The organism is Knoellia sp. AC549, from assembly GCF_979258975.1.
Window position 1 is genome coordinate 278,972 of the sequence record NZ_OZ409890.1, and the last position, 25,060, is coordinate 304,031.

A 25,060-nucleotide genomic window follows, 5' to 3' on the forward strand; every position below is an offset into this window, starting at 1 on the left:
GTTGCGTCATGGCTGCGATCGGTCGACCACGCCGCGTCCCGCCCACGTCAGCATCACGGCCGCTGCTGCGGGGATCGCGACGATGAACGACAGGCCCACTGCGTCAGCTGCGGGCACGCCGGTGACCACGCCATGGAGCCCGCCCAGGACCAGACCCAGGATCGTCGCCCACGCCAGCCAGACCGCGGCCGTCGACAACACGTCCCGGCGCCCGCTCAGACGCAGGAGCGAGGAGCCGGCCACGAGCAGACAGGCCACGACGCCGGCAACGGCTCCCACCCGCCATACGACGCCGGCCGTCTCCGGAGTTCCGGGCGTCACGGCGGAGGGCGCCAGGACAGCGACCGCGCCTCCGACGAGCGCCATCACCACGGCACCCACGAGGCGCAGCACCTCGCGCCTCCTGCTGTCGCCGGACTGCATCAGCCGCTCGAGGCTCACGAGTGCTGCGCCGGGAGCCACCCCAGCTGCACGACCTGGTTGCCCTGGTCGCGGGTGACGAGCAGGCCCCGTCCGGGCGGCTGAAGAGAGCCCTTGACGTTGCCGACGAGCGCACCCTCGTCGGGTGGGGTGCTGAGCATGATGCCGGGGGTCGCGAGGTCGCGCATGGCCTGGAGGACGGGCTCGTAGCTTGCGCGCGAGGCGCCTCCGGCGCGGCGGGTCAGCACGAGGTGGAGGCCCACGTCGGCGGCCTGCGCGAGCAGCGGGATGAGCGGCCGCAGCGGTGACCCCGCCGAGGTCACGACGAGGTCGTAGTCGTCGACGAGGATGAACGCCTCGGAGCCGGACCACCACGAGCGCGAACGGAGCTGGTCGGGGGTGACGTCAGGCCCCGGGAGCCGCGTGCGCAGGAAGGCCGACAGACCCTCGATCTCGGCGGTCACCTGCTCCTCGGTCGTCATGTACTCGGCCAGGTGCTCCGTCGGCAGCTCACCGAGCAGCGCCCGGCGGTAGTCGACGACGAAGAGCTTGGCCTCGTCGGGGGTGTAGAGGCGGGCGACCTCGCTGGCGTAGGCACGCAGCATCGCCGACTTGCCGGAGTCGCTGTCACCGAAGAGATAGAGGTGCGACTCCTCGGCGACGTTGACGCCCACCGGCTCGAGGTTGGACTCGTTGATGCCGAGGAGCACCCGCTTGTCGCCGGCACCGGCCTGCGACCGGATCGTCTCGAGCGAGATCTGCTCGGGCAGCAGGCGCAGCTTGGGCCCGCGTGGTCCCGTCCACGCGGCCGAGACCTTGGCGACGAGGTCCTCGACGCCATCACCAAGGTCGTCGACCCGGCCGGAGTTGTCGATGCGCGGGATGCCGGCGAGGAAGTGGTGCTTGGTCGTCGTGATGCCCCGGCCGGGACGACCCTTGGGCACGTTGGCCGCGACCTTGCGGTCGATCTCGGAGTCGCCGGGGTCACCAAGCCCGAGCTCGACGCGGGTGCCCAGGACGTCGCGGATCTGCATGCGGAAGTCCATCCAGCGCGACGTCGTGATGACGATGTGGATGCCGAAGGTCAGGCCTCGCCCGGCGATGCCGCTGATGGTCTGCTCGAGCTCGTCGAACTCCGCGCGGATCGTCGGCCAGCCGTCGACGACGAGGAAGACGTCGCCGTAGCCGTCGTCGACCCGACCCTCGGCACGACGGCTGCGATAGGTCTCGATCGAGTCGATGCCGTGGGCCCGGAAGTAGGCCTCGCGCTTGTCGATGATGCCGGTGATCTCGGCGACCGTGCGGCGCACGACATCGGGCTCGTTGCGGTTCGCGACACCGGCGATGTGCGGCAGCCCGGCGAAGGGCGTGAACGTGCCACCACCGAAGTCGAGCACATAGATCTGGGTCTCGAGCGGCGTGGTCGTGAGCGCCAGGGAGGCGACCAGGGTGCGAGCGAACGTGCTGCGACCTGTCCTCGGGCCTCCGACGACCGCGACGTGTCCGGCGGCGCCACCGAGGTGCAGGACGAGGAGCTCGCGTCGCTGCTCGAGTGGCCGGTCGACGATGCCCATCGGGATGACGTAGGAGCCCTGCGAGCGCCAGCGCTTGCTGACGAGGCCCAGCTGCGGGTCGGGCGCGAGGTCGCCCAGGAGCTGGTCCATGGAGTTGGGCACGTCGAGGGGGGCGAGCCAGACCTGGTGCGCGGGGCGACCCTTGCCCTTCATCCGCTCGACGGCGATGTCGAAGACGGCCCGCGTCTCCTCGGGTCCGTCGGCCGACTGCGGCACGTCCTCGACGCGCGGGAGCGAGGACACGGCCTTGGTGGAGGTGAACGGCAGCACCTGCATGTTGGAGCCGTTGCCGGCGGCTGCCGCTCGACGGCGCCGCCCCTTGGGCGGACCCGAGACGTATGCCGCCTTGAACTTGAGCAGTGTCGTCTGGTCCGGCTTGAGGTAGCCCAGGCCCGGGACGGGGGGCAGCTCGTAGGCGTCGGGGACACCGATGACGGTGCGCGACTCACCGGCCGAGAAGGTGCGCAGACCGATCCGGTAGGACAGGTGCGACTCGAGCCCGCGCAGGCGGCCCTCCTCGAGCCGCTGTGAGGAGAGCAGCAGGTGCATGGAGAGCGACCGCCCGAGCCGCCCGATCGCGACGAAGAGGTCGGCGAACTCGGGCTTGGCCGAGAGCAGCTCGGAGAACTCGTCGGCGACGATGAGCAGGGCCGGCAGCGGCTCGAGGTCGGCGCCACCGGCTCGAGCCTTCTCGTAGTCGGTGACGTTGGCGAAGTTGCCGGCCGAGCGGAGGAGCTCCTGGCGTCGGGTCATCTCGCCCTGGAGGGCGTCCTGCATGCGCTCGACGAGCGTGAGCTCCTGACCGAGGTTGGTGATGACGGCCGAGACGTGCGGCATGTCGGCCATGCCGGCGAAGGTCGCACCACCCTTGAAGTCGACGAGGACGAAGTTCAGCTGCTCGGACGAGTGCGTCATCGCGAGCGCGAGGACGAGCGTGCGCAGCAGCTCGGACTTGCCGGAACCCGTGGCACCGATGACGAGCCCGTGCGGGCCCATGCCCTGCTGGGCGGACTCCTTGATGTCGAGGGCGACGACCTGGCCGCTGGCTCCCACACCGATCGGCACGCGCAGCCGGTCGCGCTGGAGCCGCTGCCGCCATGCCGTGGTCGGGTCGAAGTCACGCACGTCGCCGAGGCCGAGGAGGTCGACGAGCTCGGTGCTGGACGTGAGCGCGTCGCGCACCTCGACCTCACCGCTGACGAACATCGGGGCGAGACGTCGCGCGGCGGCTTCGGCCTGGGTCACGCTCATCTGATCCGCGAGGCCCCTGGCCCCGCCACGGCTGAGGCTGAGGATCTCGAACGGAACCTGGCCGGCCGGCATACCCTGTCGAGCCGGGTCGACCGCAAGCCGCAGGGTGGAGGTCGAGTCGAGCTCCCCCACTGCTCGGGCAGGTCGAGCACGGTGACACCGAGCACTCCGTCGTCGGTGACGAGCGGGTTGTGGCGAGGGAGCCGGGCTCCGTCGACGATGACGAGCACGTGCGGGGCGGGCATCTGGCTGGTCGGCCCGAACCTCGGCCGGTCGGTGATGTCCTCGGGCAGCAGCTCGAGGAGCTCGTCGACGGAGTCCGCGACCAGGCGCATCGGCCCGATGGCGTCGCGTTCGCGCGGGCTCAGCGCGTGCGGGAGCCACTTGAGCCAGTCCCACTCCTCGCGGGCGTCGGGTCCCGTGATGGCGGCGACGACGAGCGAGTCGGGTGAGTGCATGAGCGCCGCGTTGACGACGAGTGAGCGGGCGAGGGCCCTGGCCGGTCCAGCCTCGCCGGTGACCTGGATGCGGGACCAGGCCGGCAACGCGACCGAGGCGGGCAGTCCGTGCTGCACGCGGTGCGTCGTGAGCAGGCGGTGCAGGCCGGACGCCGCGACCGGGTCGAGCTGCGCCAGCGGCGGGGTCTCTGCGGGCTCGAGGGTGAGGCACAGCGGCTGCGACGTCGTGCCCATGCGCACGTGCAGGAAGTCCTCGTCCTTGGGCAGGCGCTCCCAGACGCGGCTCTTCTCCTCGGCGAGCAGGGCCAGCGACGCCGGGGCGGGGTAGTTCCACAGGCCCGCCTCGCGCTGCTTGGCCGCCGCGTCACGCACCGTCCCGCGGACCTCGGCGAGGTAGGCGAGGTACTCGCGTCGGTTGGAGATGACCTCGGCGTTGTGCTGCTGGCGGGTGCGCAGACCGCTCGAGAAGACGAACCCGAGCGAGGCGACGAGGAACATGCCGGCGCCGATGATGCCCTTGGGGCCCGGCGACGACAGGGCGACGAAGCCCATCGAGCCGACACTGCCGAGCATCGGGACGGCCTGCATCAGGGTGTTGCTGATGCCCTCGGCCGGGGTGATCTCCGGCGGTGGCTGCAGGACGATCCGTCCCGTGGGGACCGACGGAGCCTCCTGCCGCGTCCCTCCGACTGTCGCTGTCACGCTTCCCCTCCCGTGTGCCGATGACGGAGAACAACGTATCCCGAGACCGTGGAGGGGACCGAGGGTGCCGCACCACGAGTCGCTTCCGACGCCTATCCTTCGAGGTGGCCGGGGCCGTGTGGACGAGGAGGGGTTGGGTATGCCGGGTACGGACGCGAGCGCGGGGCTCCAGATCAGCCTCACCGCAGGCACGCGCCGCTACGACCTCGTCGTGCCCGTCGGCGCACAGGTCACCGAGGTGCTCTCGGTCCTCGGCATCGCCTCCCGCGCCAACCCGCACGCCATCGCGACCCCCAGCGGTCGGGTGCTCGGGCCGCTCGACACGTTCGACGAGTCGGTCCCCACCGGATCCATCCTCAGCGTGGTGCCGGTGACAACGCACGCCGTGACGCGCGACATCCTCAACCTCGACCGCGGACGTGGCGCCGGCGGTGCGCGGGCGAGCGCGCCGGCGCCGGCCGGCTCCGGCGGCCGTCACCGGGAGCAGGTCGAGGCACCGCGCCGACCCGAGGTCGACGAGTCCACCCGACGCCGCGGCGAGGCCCCTGCCAGCGACGTCTCCGACGTGACCGCTCCACGCTCGACCCTCGGCTCCCCGCAGCCGGTGCGCGCTGCTCGAAGCGAGCGCCGCCCCTCGATCGCGGCCCCCCTCCCCTCCACCGCCGCCCAGCTCATCTGGCTCGCTGCCGCCTTCGGAGCCGTCATCAGCCTCGTCGCGGCGTGGAGCCTGGCCCGTGGCGGGGCTGACCCCACCTCCACCTCGTCCTCCCCCGGCCTCTCGGGACTCACGGCGTCCTGGATGCCGACCGTGGCCGCAGCGCTCCTCGCCTTGGGTGCCATCGGGCTCGCCGCCCTGAGCACGCAGCGGCTGCACCAGTTCGCAGCCGCTGCCACGGCTCCGGCACTGGGCCTCGCCGCCGGACTCACCCTGCCGTTGGGGACGACTCCCGGTCGCGAGTCCGTCGCGGTCGTCGCCGGCTGTGCCGTCGCCGTCCTCGCGCTGGCCATCACCCGCACCCGGGTCGAGGTCGACTCCCCCGGCGACCGGACGGTCATGTCGGCCATCGGAGGCCTCGGTCTGCTCGTGGGCCTCGGCACGATCCTCGACTGGGGAGGTCCCGCGATCGCCGCCCTCGTGACCGGCCTCGGTCCGCTGCTCATGCGCCTGCTCCCCACCACGAGTCTCACCGTCGACCTCAACCAGCTCGTCGACACCGAACGCCTCTCGACGACGATCTGGTCTGTCCGGGAGCGGGGCGCCCAGCGACGCAGGCGGATCAACCGCTCGGACATGCGAGCGCGCTTCGAGGCCGCGCGCGAGATCGTCGCCATCGGTACGGCATACCTCTCGCTGGCCACCGCGGTCGGTGGATGGCTGCTCGTGACCACGCCGGCGCGCGACACGGTGACGCGCTGGGGCACCATCGCCCTGCTCCTCGTGGCCGCCCTCGCCTGTGGCTACCAGTCCCGCACGGTGCGCGACCGGTTGCCGCGCTACAGCATGCTGGCGGCCTGCGGCTCGTTGCTCCTGGCCGCAGCGTTCGCGCTGCTCGCGACCGGCTGGTCCGGCGCCACGGTCGTCGTCTTCCTTGTCGCGTCAGCGATCGCGTGGATCAGCGTGGTCAGCGCCAGCGCCATCGTGCGGGGCTACCGCTCCACCCGGATGTCCCGCTTCGCCGACGCCGTCGAGACCCTGACGGTCGCCCTTTCCCTGCCGCTCGGCATCGTGGCCGCCGGTGGCGTCGAAGCAATCCGGCGGATGACCTCGGGTTGAGGGCATCCGCCGGATCGACTGGCTGACCGCCGTCAGCTGACGTGGTGCGCGCCAGTCACTGCCACACCTGGGGGCTGGACTCCTCGGTCCCGTCGAACCAGGTCTCCTCATCCTCGTGTGTCAGCTTGTCGACGTCCTGGGACTGACCGTCCTTGGGACCCTTGCGGGTGCCGCCGCCGGCGGCCGCGCCCACGGCCCCCCGGCTCCCGGCCTGGCCTCCGGAGCGAGCGCCACCCTTGCCCGAGCCCGTGCCGCGTCCGGTTTGGCCGCCGCCGGCGGGCACGACTCCTGCTCCACCCTTGCCTGCGAGCTTGGGGACTCCGTAGCGGCCTGAACCGGTGGCGCCCTTGACGGCGCTGGTGCGACCGGATGCCCCACCGCGCGCCCCACCCCCGCTGCCCGGCACCACGGTCCCGCCACGTCCGGCGCCACCGGGGACGGCAGACCCTCCGCGGGCAGCGCCACCCGATCGGGCCGCGGAGCCTCGGGTGCCCGCAGCGCCGCCGCGTGCCGCACTCGAGCCGCCACCGGCCAGGCCGCCACCACGGCGGAGCAGTCCACCGAGACCAGCAGCGCCGCCGATGCCACCGGCGGCCAGGCCACCGCCGCCCATCCCGCCGCCACCGGAGCCGGTCGGGTAGGAGCCCGGCGAGCCGCCGCCCGGCCCCGTCCCGGTGTTGACGCCCGTTGAGCCGGTGACGTCACCGTCTGAGCTGATCGGGTCGAAGACCTCCGGGTCGAAGACCTCCGGGTCACCGGTCGGTGGGTCGGTGATGACCACGTCCGGGTCCACCGGGTCTGGGGGGTTGACGATCGTGGGGTCGTCGTCCGAGTCGCCGTCGCCGTCCCCGTTGCCGTTGCCGTTCGGGTCGAGGATCGTCCCCACGTGGTGACCACCCTCGATGTAGCCGCCGGAGGAGGACGACTGGCTGGCCGACCCCGGCGTGCGGTTGGTCGAGGCGGGCCCCTGGTTGTCGTAGGGCGTCTGGGTGTCGTCCTTGACGTCGATGGGCATCGTGCCCTTGGCGGACTGCGTGTCGGCAGTCAGCTGGTCGAGGACCTTCTTGGCCGCCTGGTTGCGCTGCTCCCACAACGCGTCCTCAGCAGCAGCAGCGGCGGCCGGGTCACGGACGCTGTACTTGTCGGTGTTCTCGGCCGTGGGGAGATACGGAGCGGGCAGGCGCTTGTGGTCGTCCGGGTCGACGTAGGTCGAGATGCTCGCGACCTCGGCGTACCAGGCGGCCTTTGCGTCGCTGACGGCCTTGTAGACCTGCCCCAGGCTCGTGTCGACCTCACCGATCTCGCCGGCGCGGGTGTCGAGCGTGGAGCTGAGCTTCTCGAGGCTCGCACGCGCGGCCTCCGCAGCGGGCCCGGACCAGCCCTTGCTCCCGTCGGACGGCGCGGCCAGCTCACCGTGCACGGTGCGGACGTCCTTGGCGAGACCCTCGAGCTGCTTCTTGGCGTTCTGCCAGTCGGTCTGGGTGAGATAGATCGAGCCGGTCTGGACACCGAAGACCTTGAAGAGCTCGCGCTCGTAGTGCTTGGCCTTGGGATTCAGGGTGGGGCCTCCCCCACCATCGTCAACTCTGACCATGGCTGTGCTCCTTCGTCGTGGCTGCGGCCCCATCCGCCGCGGCCGGGGTGTCATGCAGGTCGTGTGGCTGTGAGCTCTCGGAGGACCGGAGCGGAGATCCAGCCTCAGCTGCTGGAATCTCCCGGTGCGCCGGGCCGGACCGCCTCCGAAGAACGAAGGCGAGGGCAGCGAGGAGCAAGAGGACAAGGGCGCCACCGGGGAGCCAGGGCGTCATCGACGACTCCGGCTCCGTGGGTCGGTCGGACGCGCCAGACGCATCGGAGGACGCGGTGGCCGTGGGTCGGGACGGGCTGGGTGTGCTCGACCCCGCCGAGGAGGTGGGGCTGGAGGAGGTGGGGGTGGCGCCCGTCGCCGCAGCAATCTGCTGAGCCGTCGGCATCCCGACTCCCTTCTGCTCGACCATGGGGTTGGTGTCCGGCAGGGACTCGACGTCGAGCTTGACGGCATCCGCCGGCGAGGCGATCCCGAAGCCATAGGACTCGGTCTTGCCCGAGCTCTTGGGCAGGTCGTCGCCGACCCTGCGGAACCACGTGAGGAACTTGCCGTTCTCGGCGCGCAGACCGATGGCGTCCTTGGCCGCCTGCAGCACCTGGTTCCCGGTCGCGCCGGGGTGGGCCGACCAGAGGGCGGCGAGCCCGCCGGCGGTGATCGCGGTGGCCTGTGAGCTGCCGTCCGCGAGGACGTCGCTCTTCCAGCCCGAGGAGGTCCACCCACCCGTGGCGATCTTGGTCCCGGGCGCCGCGAAGTCCACGAACGAGCTCTTGCGCATCGCGGAGTTGTCGAGGTTGCCCGCAGCATCGACATGGGTCACGGTGACGACCCCGTTGCCGATGCCCGGCCAGAAGACCTGACGGGTCTCGTTGTTGGTCGAGGCCACCACGATGGCACCGGCTTTGTAGGCCTCGAGCAGAGCAGGGATGAACTCGTCGTCGTAGCCGGCGGTCAGACTGATGCTGATGACCTTGGCACCGTCCTTGACGGCCTGTCGGATCGACCTCGCAAGTGCCTCCGAGGCGACGTCGAGGTCCGCGTACTTGAGCCCGCAGGCGAGCTTCGACTCGGCCCCTCCGGTTCGGTAGGCCGCCGCGTAGTGGCGCAGGGTCGCCTCGGGTGCGATTCCGGAGATGCCTCGCCCGTCTGCGGCAGTCCCCTTGCCACTGCCCACGATCAGCGCCGCCATGCTCGTGGCGTGCTCGGAGACGACCCCCTTCATGGTGCTCGGTCGGAGCTCACCACCCGGCGCGAGGCACTCGGTGGTGGACGAGGCAACGCGTCCCTTGAGCTCTGGAACGCTGGAGTCGATCGGCCCGTCGATGAGGGCCACGGTCACGCCCTTGCCCGTCCCGCTGCGGTGCAGCTCCTCGACCCCCATGGCAGCCCGCCACCACTGGCCGTCATCCAGTGCGTCCGCCGAGGCGGTCGGCGCCACGGCGAACATCGTCGTGGAGATGGCAGCGCCGATCACCGTCGCGACCGCGCCGCGACGGAGGAGGTGCAGGGCAGGGCCGGGCATGGTCACGGGAGAGGTGCGTCCGGTTGCCCGGTCGAGTCCCCGGGCGCTGCCTCGACCGGCACGGCGCCTTCGTCACGAGTGTCGGGGTTCGCTCCGGCGTCGTCCGCGGCACCCGGCTCGGAGGGCACAGCACCCTCCGGCGCCACCTCGGCGGCGTCCGCGTCCGCTGCTGCCTGCTGGGCCCCGGTGGTCGATGCCGCCTGCTCGTGGTGGCGCGTCGTGTCGAGCGGGCCGTTCTCCCACCTCTGCCAGAGCGCGAGGAAGGCGGCACCCGCCGCGTCGTCGTTGTCGGTCATCTGCTGAGCGGACGTCTTGATCCCCTGGGCGACCGCATCGAGGTCCGACTTGGCACCGCGCATCGTCTCGAGATAGATCGTGCGCACCTCCGTGAACACCCGCCCGTAGGACGCCAGGGCAGGGACGTCACCGAACGAGCTCTCGTCTGCGAGGGCGTCACGCAGGTACTTGATGCCGTCGGTCGAGTCGTTCTCCCACTTCGTCTGCTTGGTGTTGGCCAAGGTGTTCATGTACTCGGTCGGGTACTCGACGTCCTCGCCCGCCATGGCTGCCTCCCCTGAAATCTCTCTGCCTCAGTGCTGCACTTCGTCGTCGCTGGTCAGGGCGTCACTGCGCTCGCTGCGTGCGGTCGCTGTGACGCAGTGCGTGCCGACACCCCGCCTGCGGGGTGTCGGCACGGCTTGCGCTGTGCATGACCGGTAGGTCAGCCCCAGCTGTTCTTGTTCTTGAGCTCACCCGCGAGGTAGGCCTCCTTGGACTGCTGGACGGCCGTCTTGATGTCGAGCAGGAGCTGGTTGAGGTCCTCGACCTCACCGTTCCACTTGCGCTTGACGTCCTCGAACGCGAGCTTGGTGCCGGCCTCCCACTCACCCATGTGGGGCTTCATGTCGTTCTCCATGTCGGTGACCTTGCCCTTGAGGTCGTTGACACCCTTGACCATGGCGTCGATCAGCGTGTCGAGCCCGCCACCGGCGACCTTGATGTTCTGGCCACTCATCACTTACCACCCATCTGCGACGTGTACTTGCTGAGCATGTCGGCCGCGCCCTGGTCGTCCGCGGTGTACTGCTTGTCGTTGGCGATCAGGTTCTCGCGGAAGTTGTCGAGGATGTCGACGAGATCCTTGGCCTGGACCGTCCACGCGTTCTGGACGTTCTGGAAGGCACCGGCACCTGCACCCTCCCAGTGCGCCTTGACCTCTTCCATCTGCCCCTGCAGCGTGTTGAGCCTGGTCTTGAGGTCGGTCCTCGTCTGGTCGACGATGCCGGCACTCTTGGTGATAGCGCCAGCGCCAACGCTGTGTGTCGTGTTGCCCATGCCACTTCCCTTCTCTCAATGGTCCTCAAGGACCTCGGTGGTCCTACCGACCACTCATGGTGGTTGGACCCCGGCTTGCAGTTCCCCCGAAGTCCTGACAGGGAAGACCATACGGGCGGATGACGCACCGGCCAATGGGGAGAACTCCCCGTCTATGCTCGGGACGACCTCCGTTGCGGCGGAGGCGTTCCAGCACATGCGCGATTGGGGAGGATCACACTCGTGAGTCAGAGCACGGCGGCGTCGCTCGTCCGGCTGTCCGTCACATCGGGGACGCGACGAGCAGACCTCGGCATCCCCGGCTCCATCCCGGTCGCGGAGGTCATTCCCGACCTCGCGCGCGAGCTCGGTGTCCTGGACGCGCACTCCGCCAGCATGGGCTACCGCCTCGTCCGGTCCGACGGTCATGCCGTCGAGAGTGACAGAAGCCTTGCGGCACAAGGGATCGAGGACGGATCCGTCCTGGCGCTGGAGCCCAACCGACCCGACGACGAGAAGGTCTACGACGATGTCGTCGAGGCGGTGGCCGACCTCGTCGAGACCCAGTTCACCCCGTGGACACCGTCGCACAGCGCGGGCACCGCGGTCGGTGCCGCGGTCGTCCTCTTCCTCGCCGCGGCATACGCGCTCTTCACGGCACGCGACAGCGGCATCCTCATCGCGGCGCTCGCCGGGGTGTGCGCCGTTCTCCTCGTGGGCGCTGCGGCTGTTCTCGCGCACGTCCGTCGGCAGCCGTCGGCAGCCGTCGCCCTCGCCCTGACGGCGGTCGCGTATGCCGGCGTGTCCGGCTACGCAGCCGTTCCCGACGTCCCGCTGTGGGGAGAAGGGTTGCTGTATGCCGGCGCAGGAGTGAGCGTCGTCGGCGTCCTGGGTGCCGTGGCGGTCACCCACCACCGGCTCCTCGTCGGCGCCACGGCCGCCCTGGGACTCGCCATGGTCGCGCTCGGCGCGTTGAGCCACTTCGTCGGGTGGGGCCTCACCTCGATCGCGGCGGTCACCTTCGTCGTCGCGGCGGTCATCGGCAACGTGCTCCCCTGGGTCGGGATCTCGTCGAGCCGCCTCACGACGCACCCGCCGAAGTCCGACCTCGAGATCTTCACCGATGCCCCGGAGGTCGAGCGCGACCAGGTCCGGCGCCAGGTGGCGGCCGGCCACGAGCTCATGGTCTCGCTCGGCGTGGCGAGCGCCGCCGTGATGGTCCTGTGCACTCCCCAGCTCGTCGCCTCCGGTGTGTGGGGTGCCCTGCTCACCTTCGTCGGGTTCGTCGCCACCCTGCTGCGCACCCGGCACAGCCGCACCCGGACGACGGTGCTCATCGCCATGATCGCCGGCGTGACCGGGGTCGCCGTCGCGGCGGTCACCGCCGCCCAGACCCACCCCGACTGGCGGCCCGTCCTCGCGCTGGCGCTCGCCGGCGCGGCGGCGCTCGTCGTCGGCATGGCTCTCGTCCTGCCGAGAACCCGCGTGCAGCTCGGCCGCGTCGCCGATGCCGTCGAGGGTGTCGCTCTCGCTGCCCTCGTCCCGCTCGCGGCCTTCGCCGTCGGGCTCCTCTGAGGCGGCGGGATGGCCACCAAGAAGGACCTCGTCGAGGCCCAGTCCTTCAGCAGGCGTCGGCTCACGACGGCCTTCGTCAGCGGCGCCCCCGGCGGTCGTGAGGTCGAGCCGCACCGGCCCATGAAGGCCGTCATCGGCGGACTCGCGCTCACCGTGGTGCTCGTCCTCGGCAGCCTCGCCTTCGGCTGGCTCAAGGGCTCCCTGCCGCAGAACTGGGGCAACAACAAGCTTGTCATCGCCAAGACGAGTGGTGCCCGCTACGTCTCCATCAAGGAGACGCTGCACCCCGTCCTCAACACGACCAGCGCACGCCTGCTCATCCCCGCCAACAGCTTCGAGGTCATCACCGTGGCCGACGACAAGCTCGCCACCAAGAAGCGTGGGAGCACGATCGGCATCCCCGGTGCGCCCGACTCCCTCACGCCGCCCGAGTCGCTGACCAACAGCGGATGGGTCTCGTGCCTCGGTCCCGAGGGTGGCGTCGCGACCGCGGTGGGCGCCTCGGCCAGGAGCACGCCGACCGCACCGGGCGCCTCCGTCGTCACGACCGGCCGGCAGGCCTTCGTCATCGCCGGCGGGATGCGCTACCCCGTCTCTGCGGCCAACCTCTCCCTCGTCTCGCTGACCCTCGGCCTCGACGGGCAACCGCCGCGCCAGGCCCCCGCCGTGTGGACCAACCTCTTCACCCTCGGTCCGGAGATGAAGCCGCTGACCATCCCCGGCTTCGGCAAGTCCGCGCCGGGGCTGCCTCCCGGCGCCACCGTCGGCTCCGTCCTTGCCGTCGCCAACAGCGGACAGGAGGCTCGCCGCTACCTCGTCAACACGGCCGGCGATCTCGAGCCGCTGCCGGACCTCGCCCACGCGCTCTATGGTCTGGGATCCGGCAGCACCACCCAGGACCTGCCGGTGACCCCGGCGCAGGTCACCCAGCTCGAGGTCCAGCCCCAGCGCGTCGCACCCCAGGCGTGGCCGACGGCCCTGCCGACGTTGGTCCGCGAAGCGCCCTGCGCCACCCTCACCGCGGCCCGTGGGCAGCAGCCCAAGGTCGCGCTGTCGACCTCGACCGCCGTCAAGGCCGACCCCGGAGTCACCAAGGTCGCCGTCGACCTGGGGACCGGCTCCCTCGTGAGGGCCGTCGGCGCCGGGTCGCTGAGCTCCGGCCCGCTGCTGGCCATCGACCAGACCGGCACGTCCTATGCGATCGACGGCTCGACACCGGACCTGTTGCAGCGACTGGGCTATGAGGACACCGACGTCGCCCCTGTGCCGCAGTCATGGGCCGAGCTCTTCCGGGCAGGACCGGTCCTCAGCGTCAAGTCCGCCCAGACCACCGTGGCCGCCGCGTCGTGACCGTGCGTCGGATCGGTGTCGTCGCGGCGCTCGGCGCGTTCGGGGTGCTAGCCAGCGCCCTCGTGGCTCCGGCGGCCGCACCACCCGCCCACGCCGAGGCCCGGCAGTGCACCGAGAACCAGACCCGCTTCGTCGCCGACGCCCCACCAGCACTCGGTCGCCTGGCTGCACGCCAGTCGTGGACCCTGGCCACGGGCAAGGGCGTCGTCGTCGCGATCGTCGACTCCGGCGTCTCGGCCGCCAACGTGCACTTCCCGCGGGGTTCGGTCCTCGCCGGCCGCAGCTTCGTCGGAGGCGCCGCGACCGTCGACGAGGACGGTCACGGCACGGCCCTGGCGGGCATCATCGCCGCGCGGGAGATCGGCGAGAAGTCCGGTGTCGTCGGGGTCGCCAAGGACGCGCTCATCCTCCCCGTCAAGATCTCCGGCGGGGAGAACGGCGGTGACGAGGAGCGGCAGCGGTCGGCGAACCTCGCCAAGGGGATCGCGTATGCCGTGTCGGCCGGTGCCGACGTCATCAACCTGTCGCTGTCGACGACGTCCAACCGGGGCGACGTCCGCGCAGCCGTGGCGTCGGCCGTGAGGGCCGGCATCGTCGTCGTCGCCTCCGGCGGCAACCGGGACCAGGCGGCCGAGGTCCGGGACGGTGTTCGCTACCCCGCCGCCCTCCCCGGTGTCATCGGTGTCGCCGCGACCAGCTCCGCCGATGTCGTCACCGACGACTCCATCCACGGCCCCCAGGTCGACGTCTCCGCACCGGGGGACAACGTCATCACGACCTTCCGGGCGTGGGGCGACTGCGTCTTCTCGCAGCAGCAGCAGTCGACGAGCTATGCGACCGCCTACGTCAGCGGTGCCGTCGCCCTGCTGCGTCAGCGGTTCCCCAAGGCCTCGCCCGCCGAGATCGCCTACCGACTCGAGACCACCGCGTCACGAGGCTCTCGGACCGTCCGCGACGACGTGTCGGGGTGGGGCGTCGTGCAGCCCTATGAGGCGATGACGGCCGTGCTCGACGAGAGCGTCGCCGGGCCGGTCCCGCCGGGCGGCAAGCCCCGGGCCACTCCCCCGCCGCAGGTGTCGGCGGTCGACCTCACCCCGCCGCCCGACCCCCGCGCCCCCGACCGCGCCGCCGTCCAGTGGCTCCTGCTCGGCGCCGCCGCCTCGGTCCTGGGGCTGGCGATGGCGCGCATGCTGCGCAGGTCCCCGCCCGCCTGACCCGTCGGTCCCCGGCACGGATCGGCGCACCCGAGCGGTCGGGTGGGCGGGCGGCATACGCCATCGCGGGTATCCCGGTTGGGTGCACGGGTGACGTTCTGGGAGAATCACGCGCATGCCTGCTGACCTCACCCCATCTCGCGCTGCCACGATTCCCGAGCGCCCCTCGCTGGACGGCCTCGAGGACAAGTGGGGCCAGGTATGGGCGCAGCAGCAGACCTTCGCCTTCGACCGCGAGGCAGCGCTGGCCGGCGACCGCTCCCAGGTCTTCTCCATCGACACCCCGCCCCCGACCGCGTCGGGCAGCCTGCATATGGGCCACGTCTTCTCCTACACGCACACCGACTGCATGGCCCGCTACAAGCGCATGGTCGGCTTCAACGTCTTCTACCCGATCGGCTGGGACGACAACGGCCTGCCGACCGAGAAGCGGGTCCAGAACTTCTACGGCGTGCGCGGTGACGCCTCGCTCCCTCACGACCCGGCCTTCGAGCCGCCCCACCGCGGCGACGCCAAGAGCCTGCGGGCCGGTGACGCGATGCCGATCTCGCGCCAGAACTTCATCGAGCTCTGCGACGAGCTGACGGTCGAGGACGAGAAGGCGTTCGAGTCGCTGTTCCGCCGCCTCGGGCAGTCCTTCGACTGGTCGATCTCCTACCGCACGATCGACGACCACTCGCGGGCGACGGCCCAGCAGGCGTTCCTGCGCAACCTCGCTCGCGGCGAGGCCTACCAGGCCGAGGCTCCGGGGCTCTGGGACGTGACGTTCCAGACCGCCGTGGCACAGGCCGAGCTCGAGGCGCGCGACTACCCGGGTGCCTACCACCGCGTGGCCTTCCACTCCACCGACGGGCCGGTGCACGTCGAGACGACGAGGCCCGAGCTGATCCCGTCGGTCGTCGCGCTCATCGCGCACCCGGACGACGAGCGGTATGCCGGCCTGTTCGGCTCCACGGTCCGCTCACCGTTGTTCGGCGTCGAGGTGCCCGTCGTGGCGCACCCCCTGGCCGAGATGGACAAGGGCGCGGGCATCGCGATGTGCTGCACCTTCGGTGACCTCACCGACGTCATCTGGTGGCGCGAGCTCCAGCTGCCGACCCGCTCGGTGATCACCCGCCAGGGTCGCATCCAGGCCGAGACACCCGAGTGGCTGGCCGGCGGGCCCGGAGCCGCGCTGTTCGGTGAGCTGGCCGGCAAGACCGTGCACTCGGCGCGCGAGGTCGTCGTGGCCGCCCTGCGTGAGTCCGGCGACCTCGACGGTGAGCCCAAGGCCACCCAGCGCAAGGCCAACTTCTACGAGCGGGGCGAGAAGCCCCTCGAGATCGTGACCTCGCGCCAGTGGTACGTCCGCAACGGTGGCCGCGACGCCGAGGTCAACTCCGCATTGATTGCCCGCGGTGACGAGGTGGCGTTCCACCCGGACTTCATGCGCGCCCGCTACAAGAACTGGGTCGCCGGCCTCAACGGCGACTGGCTCGTCTCGCGGCAGCGCTTCTTCGGAGTGCCCATCCCGGTCTGGTACCCGCTCGACGGCGACGGTGAGCCGGTGTGGGACAAGGCGATCGTGCCGTCCGAGGCCTCGCTGCCGGTCGACCCCGCCGCCCAGGCCCCCGAGGGCTTCGACGAGTCGCAGCGCGACCAGCCGGGCGGGTTCATCGGCGACGCCGACGTCCTCGACACCTGGGCCACGTCATCCCTGTCCCCGCAGATCGCCGCTGGGTGGCGCCGCGTCGACGAGTCCGGTTCGCTGACTTCGGATCCGATCTTCGACAAGGTGTTCCCGATGGACGTGCGGCCCCAGGCCCACGACATCATCCGCACCTGGCTCTTCGCCACGGTGGTGCGCTCGCACTTCGAGCACGGCACGGTGCCGTGGACCAACGCCGCCATCAGCGGCTGGATCCTCGACCCCGACCGCAAGAAGATGAGCAAGTCCAAGGGCAACGTCGTCACGCCCGAGGACGTGCTGCGTGAGCACAGCGCCGACGCCGTCCGCTACTGGGCCGCCTCCGGCCGCCTCGGCACCGACGCGGCCTACGACGTGGGTCAGATGAAGGTCGGCCGCCGCCTCGCGATCAAGGTGCTCAACGCGTCGAAGTTCGCTCTGACGTTCGGAGAGGTGGACGGCGGGCTGATCTCACATGTGACCAACCCGCTCGACCGGGCGCTCCTCGCGGGCCTGCGCGACGTCGTCGAGAAGGCGACTGCGGGCTTCGAGTCGTGGGACTACACGCGCTCGCTGGAGGCGACCGAGACGTTCTTCTGGACCTTCTGCGACGACTACCTCGAGCTCGTCAAGGACCGGGCCTACGGCTCGCAGGGCGACGCCGAGGCGGCTTCGGCCCGGGCCACGCTCCGCATCGCGCTTGACGTCCAGCTGCGGCTGCTCGCACCCTTCCTCCCCTACGTCACCGAAGAGGTGTGGTCGTGGTGGCACGACGGCTCGGTGCACGTCACGGCGTGGCCGACGCCCGCCGAGGTGGCTGTCCCGGGTGAGGCCGTGGATCCCGCGATGCTCGGCGCCGTGGGTGCCGCGCTGGCCACGGTCCGCAAGAGCAAGTCCGAGGCCAAGCTGTCGATGCGGGCCGAGGTCGCCCGCATCGTCCTCGGTGGACCGGAGTCACTGCTCACCCATGTCCGTGCGGGCGAGCAGGACCTCCGCTCCGCCGGCAAGATCACCGGCTCCCTCGACCTGGTCGCGGCGGACTCGTGGGGCGCCACCGACGTCGAGCTCATCCCCGTGGAGAAGCCCAAGCCGCAGTCGTGAGCACTGCGGCCCCAGTCCCTGCCACGACGTCCGACACCCCGCCGGGCGCACGACTGGCACCGGGAGCGGCAGGTGCGCTGGCGGCATACGGCGTCGTCGTCGTCGTCCACCTGGGTGGACACCTGGTGGGCGCCGAGGCGGTCTCGAACGCGACCCAGTGGGTCGCCGTGCCGTGGCTGCTGCTGGCCCTCGTCGTGCAGACCCGGCTGGCGTCGCGGCTCTCGCGGTTCACGGCCGGTGGGCTGGTGTGGTCGTGGGTGGGCGACACAGCGCCGGACCTCGTCCCCGAGTCGGTGGCGTTCATCGTGCTGATGGCTTCGTTCCTCGTGGCCCACGTGCTCTTCGTCGCCGGTTTCTGGCCGTGGCGTCGGGAGTCGTTGCTGGGGAGCCGGTGGGCGTGGGGCTACGGGGCGCTGGCGGTCGTCATGGTCGTCGTGTGCGCTCCGCGTGCCGGTGCTCTGACGTTCGGCATCGCCGTGTATGGCGCAACCTTGGCGCTGATGGCGTTGCTGTCGGCCGGTGTCCACCGTCTTGCCGGCGTCGGCGGGGTGCTCTTCCTCGTCTCGGACGGGCTCATCGCCGTCGGGGAGTTCGTGCCGTCGTTGGCCGTGCCACTGCCCGGGTTCTGGGTCATGGCGACGTATCTCAGCGCGGTCCTGCTCCTCACCCTGGGCGTGGCCCGCCGGCTGGGGTCACGCGCCTGAGGTGATCCGTGCGCCACTGAGCGACGGTGAGGTGGAGTAGGCGCGGATCCGTCGGTGGCCGGTCGGTTGCACGACGAACCACGGGACCTGCCAGCCACTGAGCCCGACCCGACGCTCGACGACGGTGTCACGACGGAGGTGGTCGACCCGTCCCGTGCCCGGGTCATAGACGTCCAGGACCCGGTCGCCGTCGCCCGGCAGCACGAGCACGACGTGGCGGGGAAGGTGGGCCGAGCCGACGTAGAGCAGGCCGGGCTCGCCCTCGGCGACGACATCGACGAGGTGGTCGAAGGCGTCGCGCAGGCCGCCGTCCGTCAACGGGCGCACGAGCGCGACGTCGTAGCGCGTGCCCGACGAGGCTGCGCCGAGCTCGAGCTCGCGCTTGGCACCCCACGGCGGCGTGCCTAGCGCGCGCGGCCAGGGCAGCCCCACCCGATGACGTCCTGGGAAGACGCTGTTGGTGCGGTGCATGACGACGCGCTCGTAGGCCGCGAACCGCTCGGCCTCGGTGTCACCCTCGGGCGAGCCGGGCAGTCGCGGGCTCCCGGTGCGCACCCACGAGGCGAAGATCGGGTCGACGAGCATGCGCGCCACGGTCAGGCAGGCGGAGCCACAGGTCGCCGGCGACTGCTGCACCGGACCTGTGTCACCTGCGCGAAGTCGGTATGCCGTGGCCACACGGTCATCCTGTCGCGCGCCTGCCCCTCGCGCCACCACCGACGTGCGGCCCGGACGACCCCGGCGGCGGCGGAGCCCGGGATGCCGGTCGAACCAGTCGTAGGCTCCCTTCATGGGGCGACGCGAGTGGGCTTGGGCACTGGGAGCCGGGTGCGTGCTCGTGCTCGCCGCCTGGGTCTCGGGAGCCGGGGCGATCGGCGCCTTCGGCCCGTCCTCACACAGACCCTGGGCCGAGGATCGCGGCGACGTCTTCGACCCGGAGGGGGTCGACCGCTCCACTCCTCGCGTCGACCGTTCGCAGCTGTCCGACGAGGACCCCCTGCTCACGACGATCCTCATGGGTGCACTTCGGGTCCTGCTCGTCCTTGTCGTCGCTGCGATCCTCGTCGTCGTCCTGCGAGCTCTCTGGCGCCGCGTCAGCCAGGCTCCCGTCCAACCCAAGGAGGAGGTGCGGACAGGCGTCCTGCCCGACGTGCTCGTCGCGGCAGTGCGCGACAGCGAGGCCCAGCTCGACCGCGGCTCCTCGAGCGAGGCCGTCATCAACGCCTGGCTCTCCCTCGAGCGGACGGCCGCGACGGTCGGCGTGGACGACGACCGGGCGCGCACCCCGACCGAGCTGGTCCTGGCGGTGCTCAGCAGCCATGCCGTGGACCGGGGGGCGATCGAGCGGCTGGCGTCGCTCTACCGTGAGGCCCGCTTCTCGGTGCACGCCATCGGTGAGGAGCACCGGGACGCGGCCCGACTCGCCCTGCGTCAGGTGCGGGACGACCTCACCCGGTCACTGGACGCGCTGGGTGAGGTGGCCCAGCGGTGAGGACCCGACTCGTGCAGCTGACCCGGGGGCGGGAGGTCGCCACGACCCTCGCGATCGGCGCAGTCCTGGGTCTGGCCCTGATGGTCGCGCCCGGACTCGACCGGGTCCTGCTCGTCGCTGCCGGGACGGGACTGCTCATCGCCCTGGCCGCTCTCGTGGTCTGGCTGGTGCGTGACCACCACGGCCCGGATTGGCCTACCCGGGGCAGCGCCCTGCCGCGGGTGCGTGGCAGCGACCACCGGATCACGTCGCTCGCTCGGAGCCTCGATGCGTCCTTCGCCGGTGACCCGGCTGCCTCCCAAGAGGTCAGATCGGTCCTGCGCCCGCTGGCGCAAGCCCACCTAGCGCCCCGCGGACTCGAGCTCGACGGCCCCCGAGACCAGACCGAAACGGTCCTCGGACGGGACCTCACGGCATACCTCCTGTCCTCGGGTCCACAGCGCGTCGACGCGGACCGGCTCGCGTCCTTCATCACCACCCTCGAGGAGCACTGAGTGTCCGACACACCCACCAGCACCGACAACCGCTCGCTGCGCGACGTCATCGACCTGTCGGGTCGCATCCTCGAGGCCGTCGAGCGGGCCGTCGTCGGCAAGCGAGCCAGCCTCGAGCTCGTCCTCGCTGGTGTGCTCGCGGGCGGGCACATCCTCATGGAGGACTTCCCCGGGCTCGGCAAGACGCTGGCGGCCCGCTCGTTCGCCCAGGCCCTCGGGCTCGACTTCGCCCGGGCGCAGTTCACCCCCGACCTGCTGCCCAGTGACCTGACCGGGGCGTTCATCTATGACCAGCGCAACCAGGAGTTCGTGTTCCGGCGCGGTCCGCTCTTCACCGAGGTCCTCCTCGCCGACGAGATCAACCGGACGCCACCCAAGACCCAGTCGGCACTGCTCGAGGCCATGCAGGAGGGCCAGATCACCGTCGAGGGCGAGACCTTCGTCCTGGAGCAGCCGTTCCACGTGCTGGCCACGGCCAACCCCGTCGAGTACGAAGGCACCTATCCCCTGCCCGAGGCCCAGCTCGACCGCTTCCTGCTGCGGGTGTCCTTCGGCTATCCCACCGCCGGCGAGGAGTGGGAGGTCCTCCGGCGGCGGGTGGAGAGGCAGCGCGAGGAGCAGACCGTGCCCGCCGTGACGGACGCCGCTGGTGTCGTCGCCCTCCAGCGCGCCGTCGAGACCGTCACCATCGACGAGAGCATGGGGCGCTACTGCGTGCGCCTCGCGGCGGCGACTCGCGCGCACCCGAGCCTGGTGCTGGGTGCCTCGCCGCGTGGCTCGCTGGCCCTCATGCTGACCAGCCGTGCGTATGCCGTGATCCGGGGTCGCGACTACGTCACCCCCGAGGACGTCAAGGCGGTTGCGCACGCCGCCCTCGACCACCGGGTGACGGTGCGTCCCGAGCTGTGGATCAACGACGTCACCGCCGAGAGCGTCGTGACATCGATCCTCGCAACCGTGCCGACGCCCTCCCCCACCGAGGGAGAGAGACGGACCGGGTTCGAGGGATCGTGACCGACAGGGAGCAGATCGACCGTTCTGCCGAGGGCGAGATCACGACCAGGGCGCCCGCGGGGAGCCAGCTGTCGGCACGGTGGCGCGCCACGCCGGCACACGTCCGGGCCGCGGCCGTGGGCCTTGTCCTGGTCGCCTTCGGGGTCCTGCTGCGCCGACCGGACGCCGTCGCGATCGGCACCCCGCTCGTGATCGTCGCGGCCTGGTCGGTGCTGCGACGGCCCAAGGCCACACCGACCGTCCACACCTGGCTGCGCCACTCGGTCCTGCGCGAGGGGCAGACGACCGCCTGGACGACGGTCGTCGAGCCCGGCCACGGGGTCGAGGACGTGGGTCTCTCCGTGACCGAGACCGCGTACACCCGCTACACGCCGGCGAGCCTCGCCGTCGCCGTCGGGGACGTTGACCCCACGGCTCGGCAGCTCGACGTCCTCTGCGAGAGCACCCGCTGGGGGCTGCGTCGCCTCGGCCCGGCGACGTGCGCCGTCAGCAGTGCGTTCGGTGCGTTCGCCTGGGCGCCCGTGCCGGTCGAGGCGCCCCCCGTCCCGACGGTCCCCCTCCCGGCCACCTTCTCGGGTCGCACGCCTGTCCCCGACCCGGACGGCCTCGTGGGACGCAGCCGGGCCCGCCACCAGGGCGACGGCAGCGAGATCGCCGACCTGCGAGCCTTCCGCTTCGGTGACCGAATGCGGCGCATCCACTGGCCGGTGTCCGTGCGGACCGGTGAGCTCCACGTCACGACCACCCACGCCGACCAGGACAGCGAGATCCTCATCCTCGTGGACGCGATGCAGGACCTCGGCCGCAGCTCGAGTCGTGACGGGGAGGCCAGCAGCCTCGACAACGGCGTGCGAGCTGCCGCGGCCATCGCGGAACACTATCTGCGCGCCGGAGACAGGGTCGGCCTCCAGGCCCTCGGCGCGCACGAGAGCCCGCGGCTGCCCCCTGCCCTCGGCAGCAACCAGCTGCGCCGGCTCCTCGACGTGCTCGCCCGGGTCCGGGTGGCCGATGGGGGCGTCGTCGACCAGAAGCGCCTGCGCGGCCAGCTGCGTCACCCGGTCTCGGCGGGCACGCTCGTCGTCCTCCTCACACCGGCCGTCTCCGTCGAGGTCCTGGCCCACGCCACGGCCCTGGTGCGCCAGGGGCGCGCGACGGTGGTCGTCGACACCCTGCCCCGGGCCATGTCCGAAGCGCAGCTCCCCGACGACCTGCTGGCCGGGCTCGTCCCCGGGCAGGAGGTGTCCGAGGGAGCGAGGCTCGCCTGGCGACTGCGTCTCCTCGAACGCGCACGTGAGCTGGCCCGCACGCGACAGGGTGGCGTGCCGATCGTCGTCTGGGACGGCCCCGGCACGCTCGACCTCGTCCTGCGCGACATCGGACGCCAACGACGCTCGCCACGGGTGAGGTCGCGATGATGGCGCCCTCACACCGGGCGCTGAGGGCGCTCCTCGCCGTGTCGTCCGTGGGGTTGGCGGTCGTCGGGGCGTTCATGACGCCCTCCGGGAGCATCGTCGGTGCTGTCGTGCTCGCGCTGCTCACGGCCTTCGTCGTGCTCGATCCTGGCTCGCGGCTCACGACCCTGCTCGTCGCCCTGCACGCCGTGAGCTGGCTCACCAGCACGGCCTCCCCGACGCGTCCTCGCGACTGGGTGCTCACGGTGCTGGCCGCGACGGTGCTGCTGGTGATCCATCTCGCCGCATCGCTGGCGTCGGCCCTGCCACCGTCGGCTCCGCTCCCTCGACCCACGCTGCTGAGGTGGGGGCGACGTGGGCTCGTGGTGGTCGCGCTGTCGACGCCGGTGTGGGCCGTGCTCGTCGCACAGTCTGCGAGCACCCCGGAGGGAGACCCCCTGGCGTCGTATGCCGCGATCGTGTCCCTGGCGGTCCTTGCGCTCGCGTTCTGGCGAGTGCAGTACCCCGCACGCAGCACCCCGACGAGGCCGGAGCGTGAGCCAGGCAGGTGAGGCCTCCGGTGAGGTGAGCACCCGGCATACGCGGGGGTCGGTCAGTCGACGATGGCGCCGAGGGCGTCGCGACGACCCACCGTGAGCGGGAGGTCGTCGAGCACGGTGAGGAGCGAGCGCTCCTCATAGCGGAAGTGGCTCTCCATGAGGGCTTCGATCCCGTCGAGGTGCCCACTCAGCGCGTCGCGCCCCGCCCCCGAGGTGAGCGCCTGCTGGAGGCTGCCGATGAGGTGGCTCATCATGCTGTGGTCCTGGCTGAGCCTGGCGAGCACCGGCACGAGGTCAGGTCGCGCAGAGGCGATCTGCGGGAAGAGCCCGGCGTCCTCGCTGCGGTGATGACCCTCGAGCGCTGCACAGAACCCGTGACAGTGGAGAAGCAGATCTGCCGCGACCGCCCCGCTCTCGGCGCCGTCCTCGATCCCCTCACGAACCAGCTCCAGGGCTTGCCGCAGACGACCGTGCACCGCGCGCAGCTCCGCCGACCAGGCCAGCGTGCGGTCCCGGTCGGCTTCGCTCGACGCGGGACTCAGGCGGTGCGCTTGCGACGCTTGGGACCGGCGTCGCGACGCACGATCGTCGGCAGGACGTTCTTGCGGACGACCTCGTCCGTGACGACGACCTTGGTGATCTCGTCGTCGCTGGGCACGTCGAACATCACCGGGAGGAGGACCTCCTCCATGATCGCGCGCAGCCCGCGGGCGCCGGTGCCACGCGCCTGGGCCTGCTCGGCGATCGCCACGACGGCCTCGTCGGTAAACTCCAGCTCGACGCCGTCGATGCGGAACATCTTCTGGTACTGCTTGACGAGGGCGTTGCGCGGCTCGGTGAGGATCTCGGTGAGGGCGCTGGTGTCGAGCGGCGCCACCGTCGTGATGACGGGGAGGCGACCGATGAACTCGGGGATGAGCCCGAACTTCATGAGGTCCTCGGGCATGACCTCGTGGATCGACTCGGCGAGGTCCTTGGGGTTGTGCAGCTCCGAGCCGAAGCCGAGCCCCTTCTTGCCGTTGCGCGACTCGATGAGCTTCTCGAGGCCGGCGAACGCGCCCCCGACGATGAAGAGCACGTTGGTCGTGTCGATCTGGATGAACTCCTGGTGCGGGTGCTTGCGACCACCCTGCGGCGGGACGCTCGCGGTCGTGCCCTCGAGGATCTTGAGCAGCGCCTGCTGCACGCCCTCACCGGACACGTCGCGGGTGATCGACGGGTTCTCGGACTTGCGGGCGATCTTGTCGACCTCGTCGATGTAGATGATCCCGGTCTCGGCCTTCTTGACGTCGTAGTCCGCGGCCTGGATGAGCTTGAGGAGGATGTTCTCGACGTCCTCGCCGACGTAGCCGGCCTCGGTCAGCGCGGTCGCGTCGGCGATGGCGAACGGGACGTTGAGCATCTTGGCCAGGGTCTGCGCGAGGTAGGTCTTGCCACAGCCGGTCGGCCCGATGAGCAGGATGTTGGACTTGGCGATCTCGACGTGGTCGGCGTCCTTCTTGCCGACACCCTCACCGGCCTGGATGCGCTTGTAGTGGTTGTAGACCGCGACCGCGAGCGAGCGCTTGGCGACGTCCTGGCCGATGATGTACTGCTGCAGGAAGTCGAAGATCTCGCGAGGCTTGGGGAGCTCGTCGAGCCCGCCGAGGTCGGAGGACTCCGCCAGCTCCTCCTCGATGATCTCGTTGCAGAGCTCGATGCACTCGTCACAGATGTAGACCGCCGGTCCGGCGATGAGCTTCTTGACCTGCTTCTGGGACTTGCCACAGAACGAGCACTTCAGCAGATCGCTGGTCTCTCCAACTCGTGCCACTTGCCTTGGGTCCCTTCGTCCAGACGGTGGGTGCCGCTCCTTGGCCATCGGCAACTGCTCGGGCCAACACCCGTCGAGCGACGCGA

At 71.1% G+C, this 25,060-nt stretch carries 22 protein-coding genes; 11 read left to right on the forward strand and 11 right to left on the reverse strand.

Translation table 11 applies throughout. The annotated features are described in order from the left end of the window. Positions 1-6: 6 nt before the first annotated feature. The 3 genes from ACZZ98_RS01335 to ACZZ98_RS01345 are packed head-to-tail and all read right to left on the reverse strand — an operon-like array spanning position 7 to position 4,405. On the reverse strand, positions 7-441 hold the full coding sequence (locus ACZZ98_RS01335) for a hypothetical protein (protein ID WP_463514602.1): 435 nt from the start codon (positions 439-441) through the stop codon (positions 7-9). Then, the gene (gene eccCb, locus ACZZ98_RS01340) at positions 438-3,239 is read right to left on the reverse strand and encodes a type VII secretion protein EccCb (RefSeq protein WP_463514603.1); all 2,802 of its coding nucleotides are present in this window, start codon (positions 3,237-3,239) and stop codon (positions 438-440) included. The genes ACZZ98_RS01335 and eccCb overlap by 4 nt, the downstream gene beginning before the upstream one ends. 2 nt (positions 3,240-3,241) lie before the next feature. Beyond that, the gene (locus ACZZ98_RS01345; protein ID WP_463514604.1) at positions 3,242-4,405 is read right to left on the reverse strand and encodes a hypothetical protein; all 1,164 of its coding nucleotides are present in this window, start codon (positions 4,403-4,405) and stop codon (positions 3,242-3,244) included. Between the two features lie 139 nt (positions 4,406-4,544). On the opposite strand from ACZZ98_RS01345, the gene ACZZ98_RS01350 reads away from it, so the two are divergent. Beyond that, entirely contained in the window at positions 4,545-6,179 is a 1,635-nt protein-coding gene (locus tag ACZZ98_RS01350; RefSeq protein ID WP_463514605.1) for a hypothetical protein, read from the forward strand. A 55-nt stretch (positions 6,180-6,234) separates the two neighbouring features. Here the strand turns inward: ACZZ98_RS01350 and ACZZ98_RS01355 are convergent, their stop codons facing one another. From ACZZ98_RS01355 to ACZZ98_RS01375, 5 genes are all read right to left on the reverse strand, one after another. Then, complete coding sequence (locus tag ACZZ98_RS01355) at positions 6,235-7,773, reverse strand: hypothetical protein (protein ID WP_463514606.1); 1,539 nt, start codon at positions 7,771-7,773, stop codon at positions 6,235-6,237. Next, on the reverse strand, positions 7,760-9,286 hold the full coding sequence (locus ACZZ98_RS01360) for a S8 family peptidase (protein WP_463517704.1): 1,527 nt from the start codon (positions 9,284-9,286) through the stop codon (positions 7,760-7,762). Before ACZZ98_RS01360 ends, ACZZ98_RS01355 begins: the two co-directional genes overlap by 14 nt. 2 nt (positions 9,287-9,288) lie before the next feature. Next, a complete protein-coding gene (locus ACZZ98_RS01365) occupies positions 9,289-9,849 on the reverse strand; it encodes a hypothetical protein (protein WP_463514607.1) in 561 nt (186 codons plus the stop codon). A 158-nt stretch (positions 9,850-10,007) separates the two neighbouring features. Beyond that, positions 10,008-10,301 carry a WXG100 family type VII secretion target gene (locus ACZZ98_RS01370; protein WP_380085157.1) on the reverse strand — a complete coding sequence of 98 codons (294 nt, stop codon included), beginning with the start codon at positions 10,299-10,301 and terminating at the stop codon, positions 10,008-10,010. Continuing rightward, positions 10,301-10,621 (reverse strand): WXG100 family type VII secretion target, encoded by a 321-nt coding sequence (locus tag ACZZ98_RS01375; protein WP_463514608.1) that lies wholly within the window; start codon positions 10,619-10,621, stop codon positions 10,301-10,303. Before ACZZ98_RS01375 ends, ACZZ98_RS01370 begins: the two co-directional genes overlap by 1 nt. 222 nt (positions 10,622-10,843) lie before the next feature. Between ACZZ98_RS01375 and eccD the strand changes: the two genes are divergently transcribed. From eccD to ACZZ98_RS01400, 5 genes are all read left to right on the forward strand, one after another. Then, the gene (gene eccD, locus ACZZ98_RS01380) at positions 10,844-12,175 is read left to right on the forward strand and encodes a type VII secretion integral membrane protein EccD (RefSeq protein WP_463514609.1); all 1,332 of its coding nucleotides are present in this window, start codon (positions 10,844-10,846) and stop codon (positions 12,173-12,175) included. Positions 12,176-12,184: 9 nt separating this feature from the next. Next, complete coding sequence (gene eccB, locus ACZZ98_RS01385) at positions 12,185-13,525, forward strand: type VII secretion protein EccB (protein ID WP_463514610.1); 1,341 nt, start codon at positions 12,185-12,187, stop codon at positions 13,523-13,525. Beyond that, entirely contained in the window at positions 13,522-14,739 is a 1,218-nt protein-coding gene (locus ACZZ98_RS01390) for a S8 family serine peptidase (protein WP_463514611.1), read from the forward strand. Before eccB ends, ACZZ98_RS01390 begins: the two co-directional genes overlap by 4 nt. A gap of 115 nt (positions 14,740-14,854) precedes the next feature. Next, entirely contained in the window at positions 14,855-17,506 is a 2,652-nt protein-coding gene (valS, locus tag ACZZ98_RS01395; protein WP_463514612.1) for a valine--tRNA ligase, read from the forward strand. After that, on the forward strand, positions 17,503-18,210 hold the full coding sequence (locus ACZZ98_RS01400; protein ID WP_463514613.1) for a lysoplasmalogenase: 708 nt from the start codon (positions 17,503-17,505) through the stop codon (positions 18,208-18,210). The genes valS and ACZZ98_RS01400 overlap by 4 nt, the downstream gene beginning before the upstream one ends. On the opposite strand, the gene ACZZ98_RS01405 is transcribed toward ACZZ98_RS01400, so the two are convergent. Continuing rightward, on the reverse strand, positions 18,199-19,002 hold the full coding sequence (locus ACZZ98_RS01405) for a hypothetical protein (protein ID WP_463514614.1): 804 nt from the start codon (positions 19,000-19,002) through the stop codon (positions 18,199-18,201). The two genes, ACZZ98_RS01400 and ACZZ98_RS01405, sit on opposite strands and share 12 nt — an antisense overlap. Between ACZZ98_RS01405 and ACZZ98_RS01410 the strand changes: the two genes are divergently transcribed. Genes ACZZ98_RS01410 through ACZZ98_RS01430 form a run of 5 tightly spaced genes read left to right on the forward strand, consistent with a single transcriptional unit; the run spans position 19,001 to position 23,173 of the window. Beyond that, entirely contained in the window at positions 19,001-19,702 is a 702-nt protein-coding gene (locus ACZZ98_RS01410; protein ID WP_463514615.1) for a DUF4129 domain-containing protein, read from the forward strand. The two genes, ACZZ98_RS01405 and ACZZ98_RS01410, sit on opposite strands and share 2 nt — an antisense overlap. Beyond that, a complete protein-coding gene (locus ACZZ98_RS01415) occupies positions 19,699-20,196 on the forward strand; it encodes a hypothetical protein (RefSeq protein ID WP_463514616.1) in 498 nt (165 codons plus the stop codon). Before ACZZ98_RS01410 ends, ACZZ98_RS01415 begins: the two co-directional genes overlap by 4 nt. Beyond that, positions 20,197-21,210 carry an AAA family ATPase gene (locus ACZZ98_RS01420; protein WP_463514617.1) on the forward strand — a complete coding sequence of 338 codons (1,014 nt, stop codon included), beginning with the start codon at positions 20,197-20,199 and terminating at the stop codon, positions 21,208-21,210. It abuts the gene before it with no gap. Next, positions 21,207-22,625, forward strand: coding sequence for a DUF58 domain-containing protein (locus ACZZ98_RS01425; RefSeq protein ID WP_463514618.1), 1,419 nt, complete (start codon positions 21,207-21,209; stop codon positions 22,623-22,625). The genes ACZZ98_RS01420 and ACZZ98_RS01425 overlap by 4 nt, the downstream gene beginning before the upstream one ends. Next, entirely contained in the window at positions 22,625-23,173 is a 549-nt protein-coding gene (locus ACZZ98_RS01430) for a hypothetical protein (protein ID WP_463514619.1), read from the forward strand. The genes ACZZ98_RS01425 and ACZZ98_RS01430 overlap by 1 nt, the downstream gene beginning before the upstream one ends. Positions 23,174-23,214: 41 nt before the next feature. Here the strand turns inward: ACZZ98_RS01430 and ACZZ98_RS01435 are convergent, their stop codons facing one another. Continuing rightward, positions 23,215-23,637 (reverse strand): hemerythrin domain-containing protein, encoded by a 423-nt coding sequence (locus tag ACZZ98_RS01435; protein WP_463514620.1) that lies wholly within the window; start codon positions 23,635-23,637, stop codon positions 23,215-23,217. Positions 23,638-23,699: 62 nt separating this feature from the next. Beyond that, complete coding sequence (gene clpX, locus ACZZ98_RS01440; protein WP_380085171.1) at positions 23,700-24,974, reverse strand: ATP-dependent Clp protease ATP-binding subunit ClpX; 1,275 nt, start codon at positions 24,972-24,974, stop codon at positions 23,700-23,702. Positions 24,975-25,060: the final 86 nt, after the last annotated feature.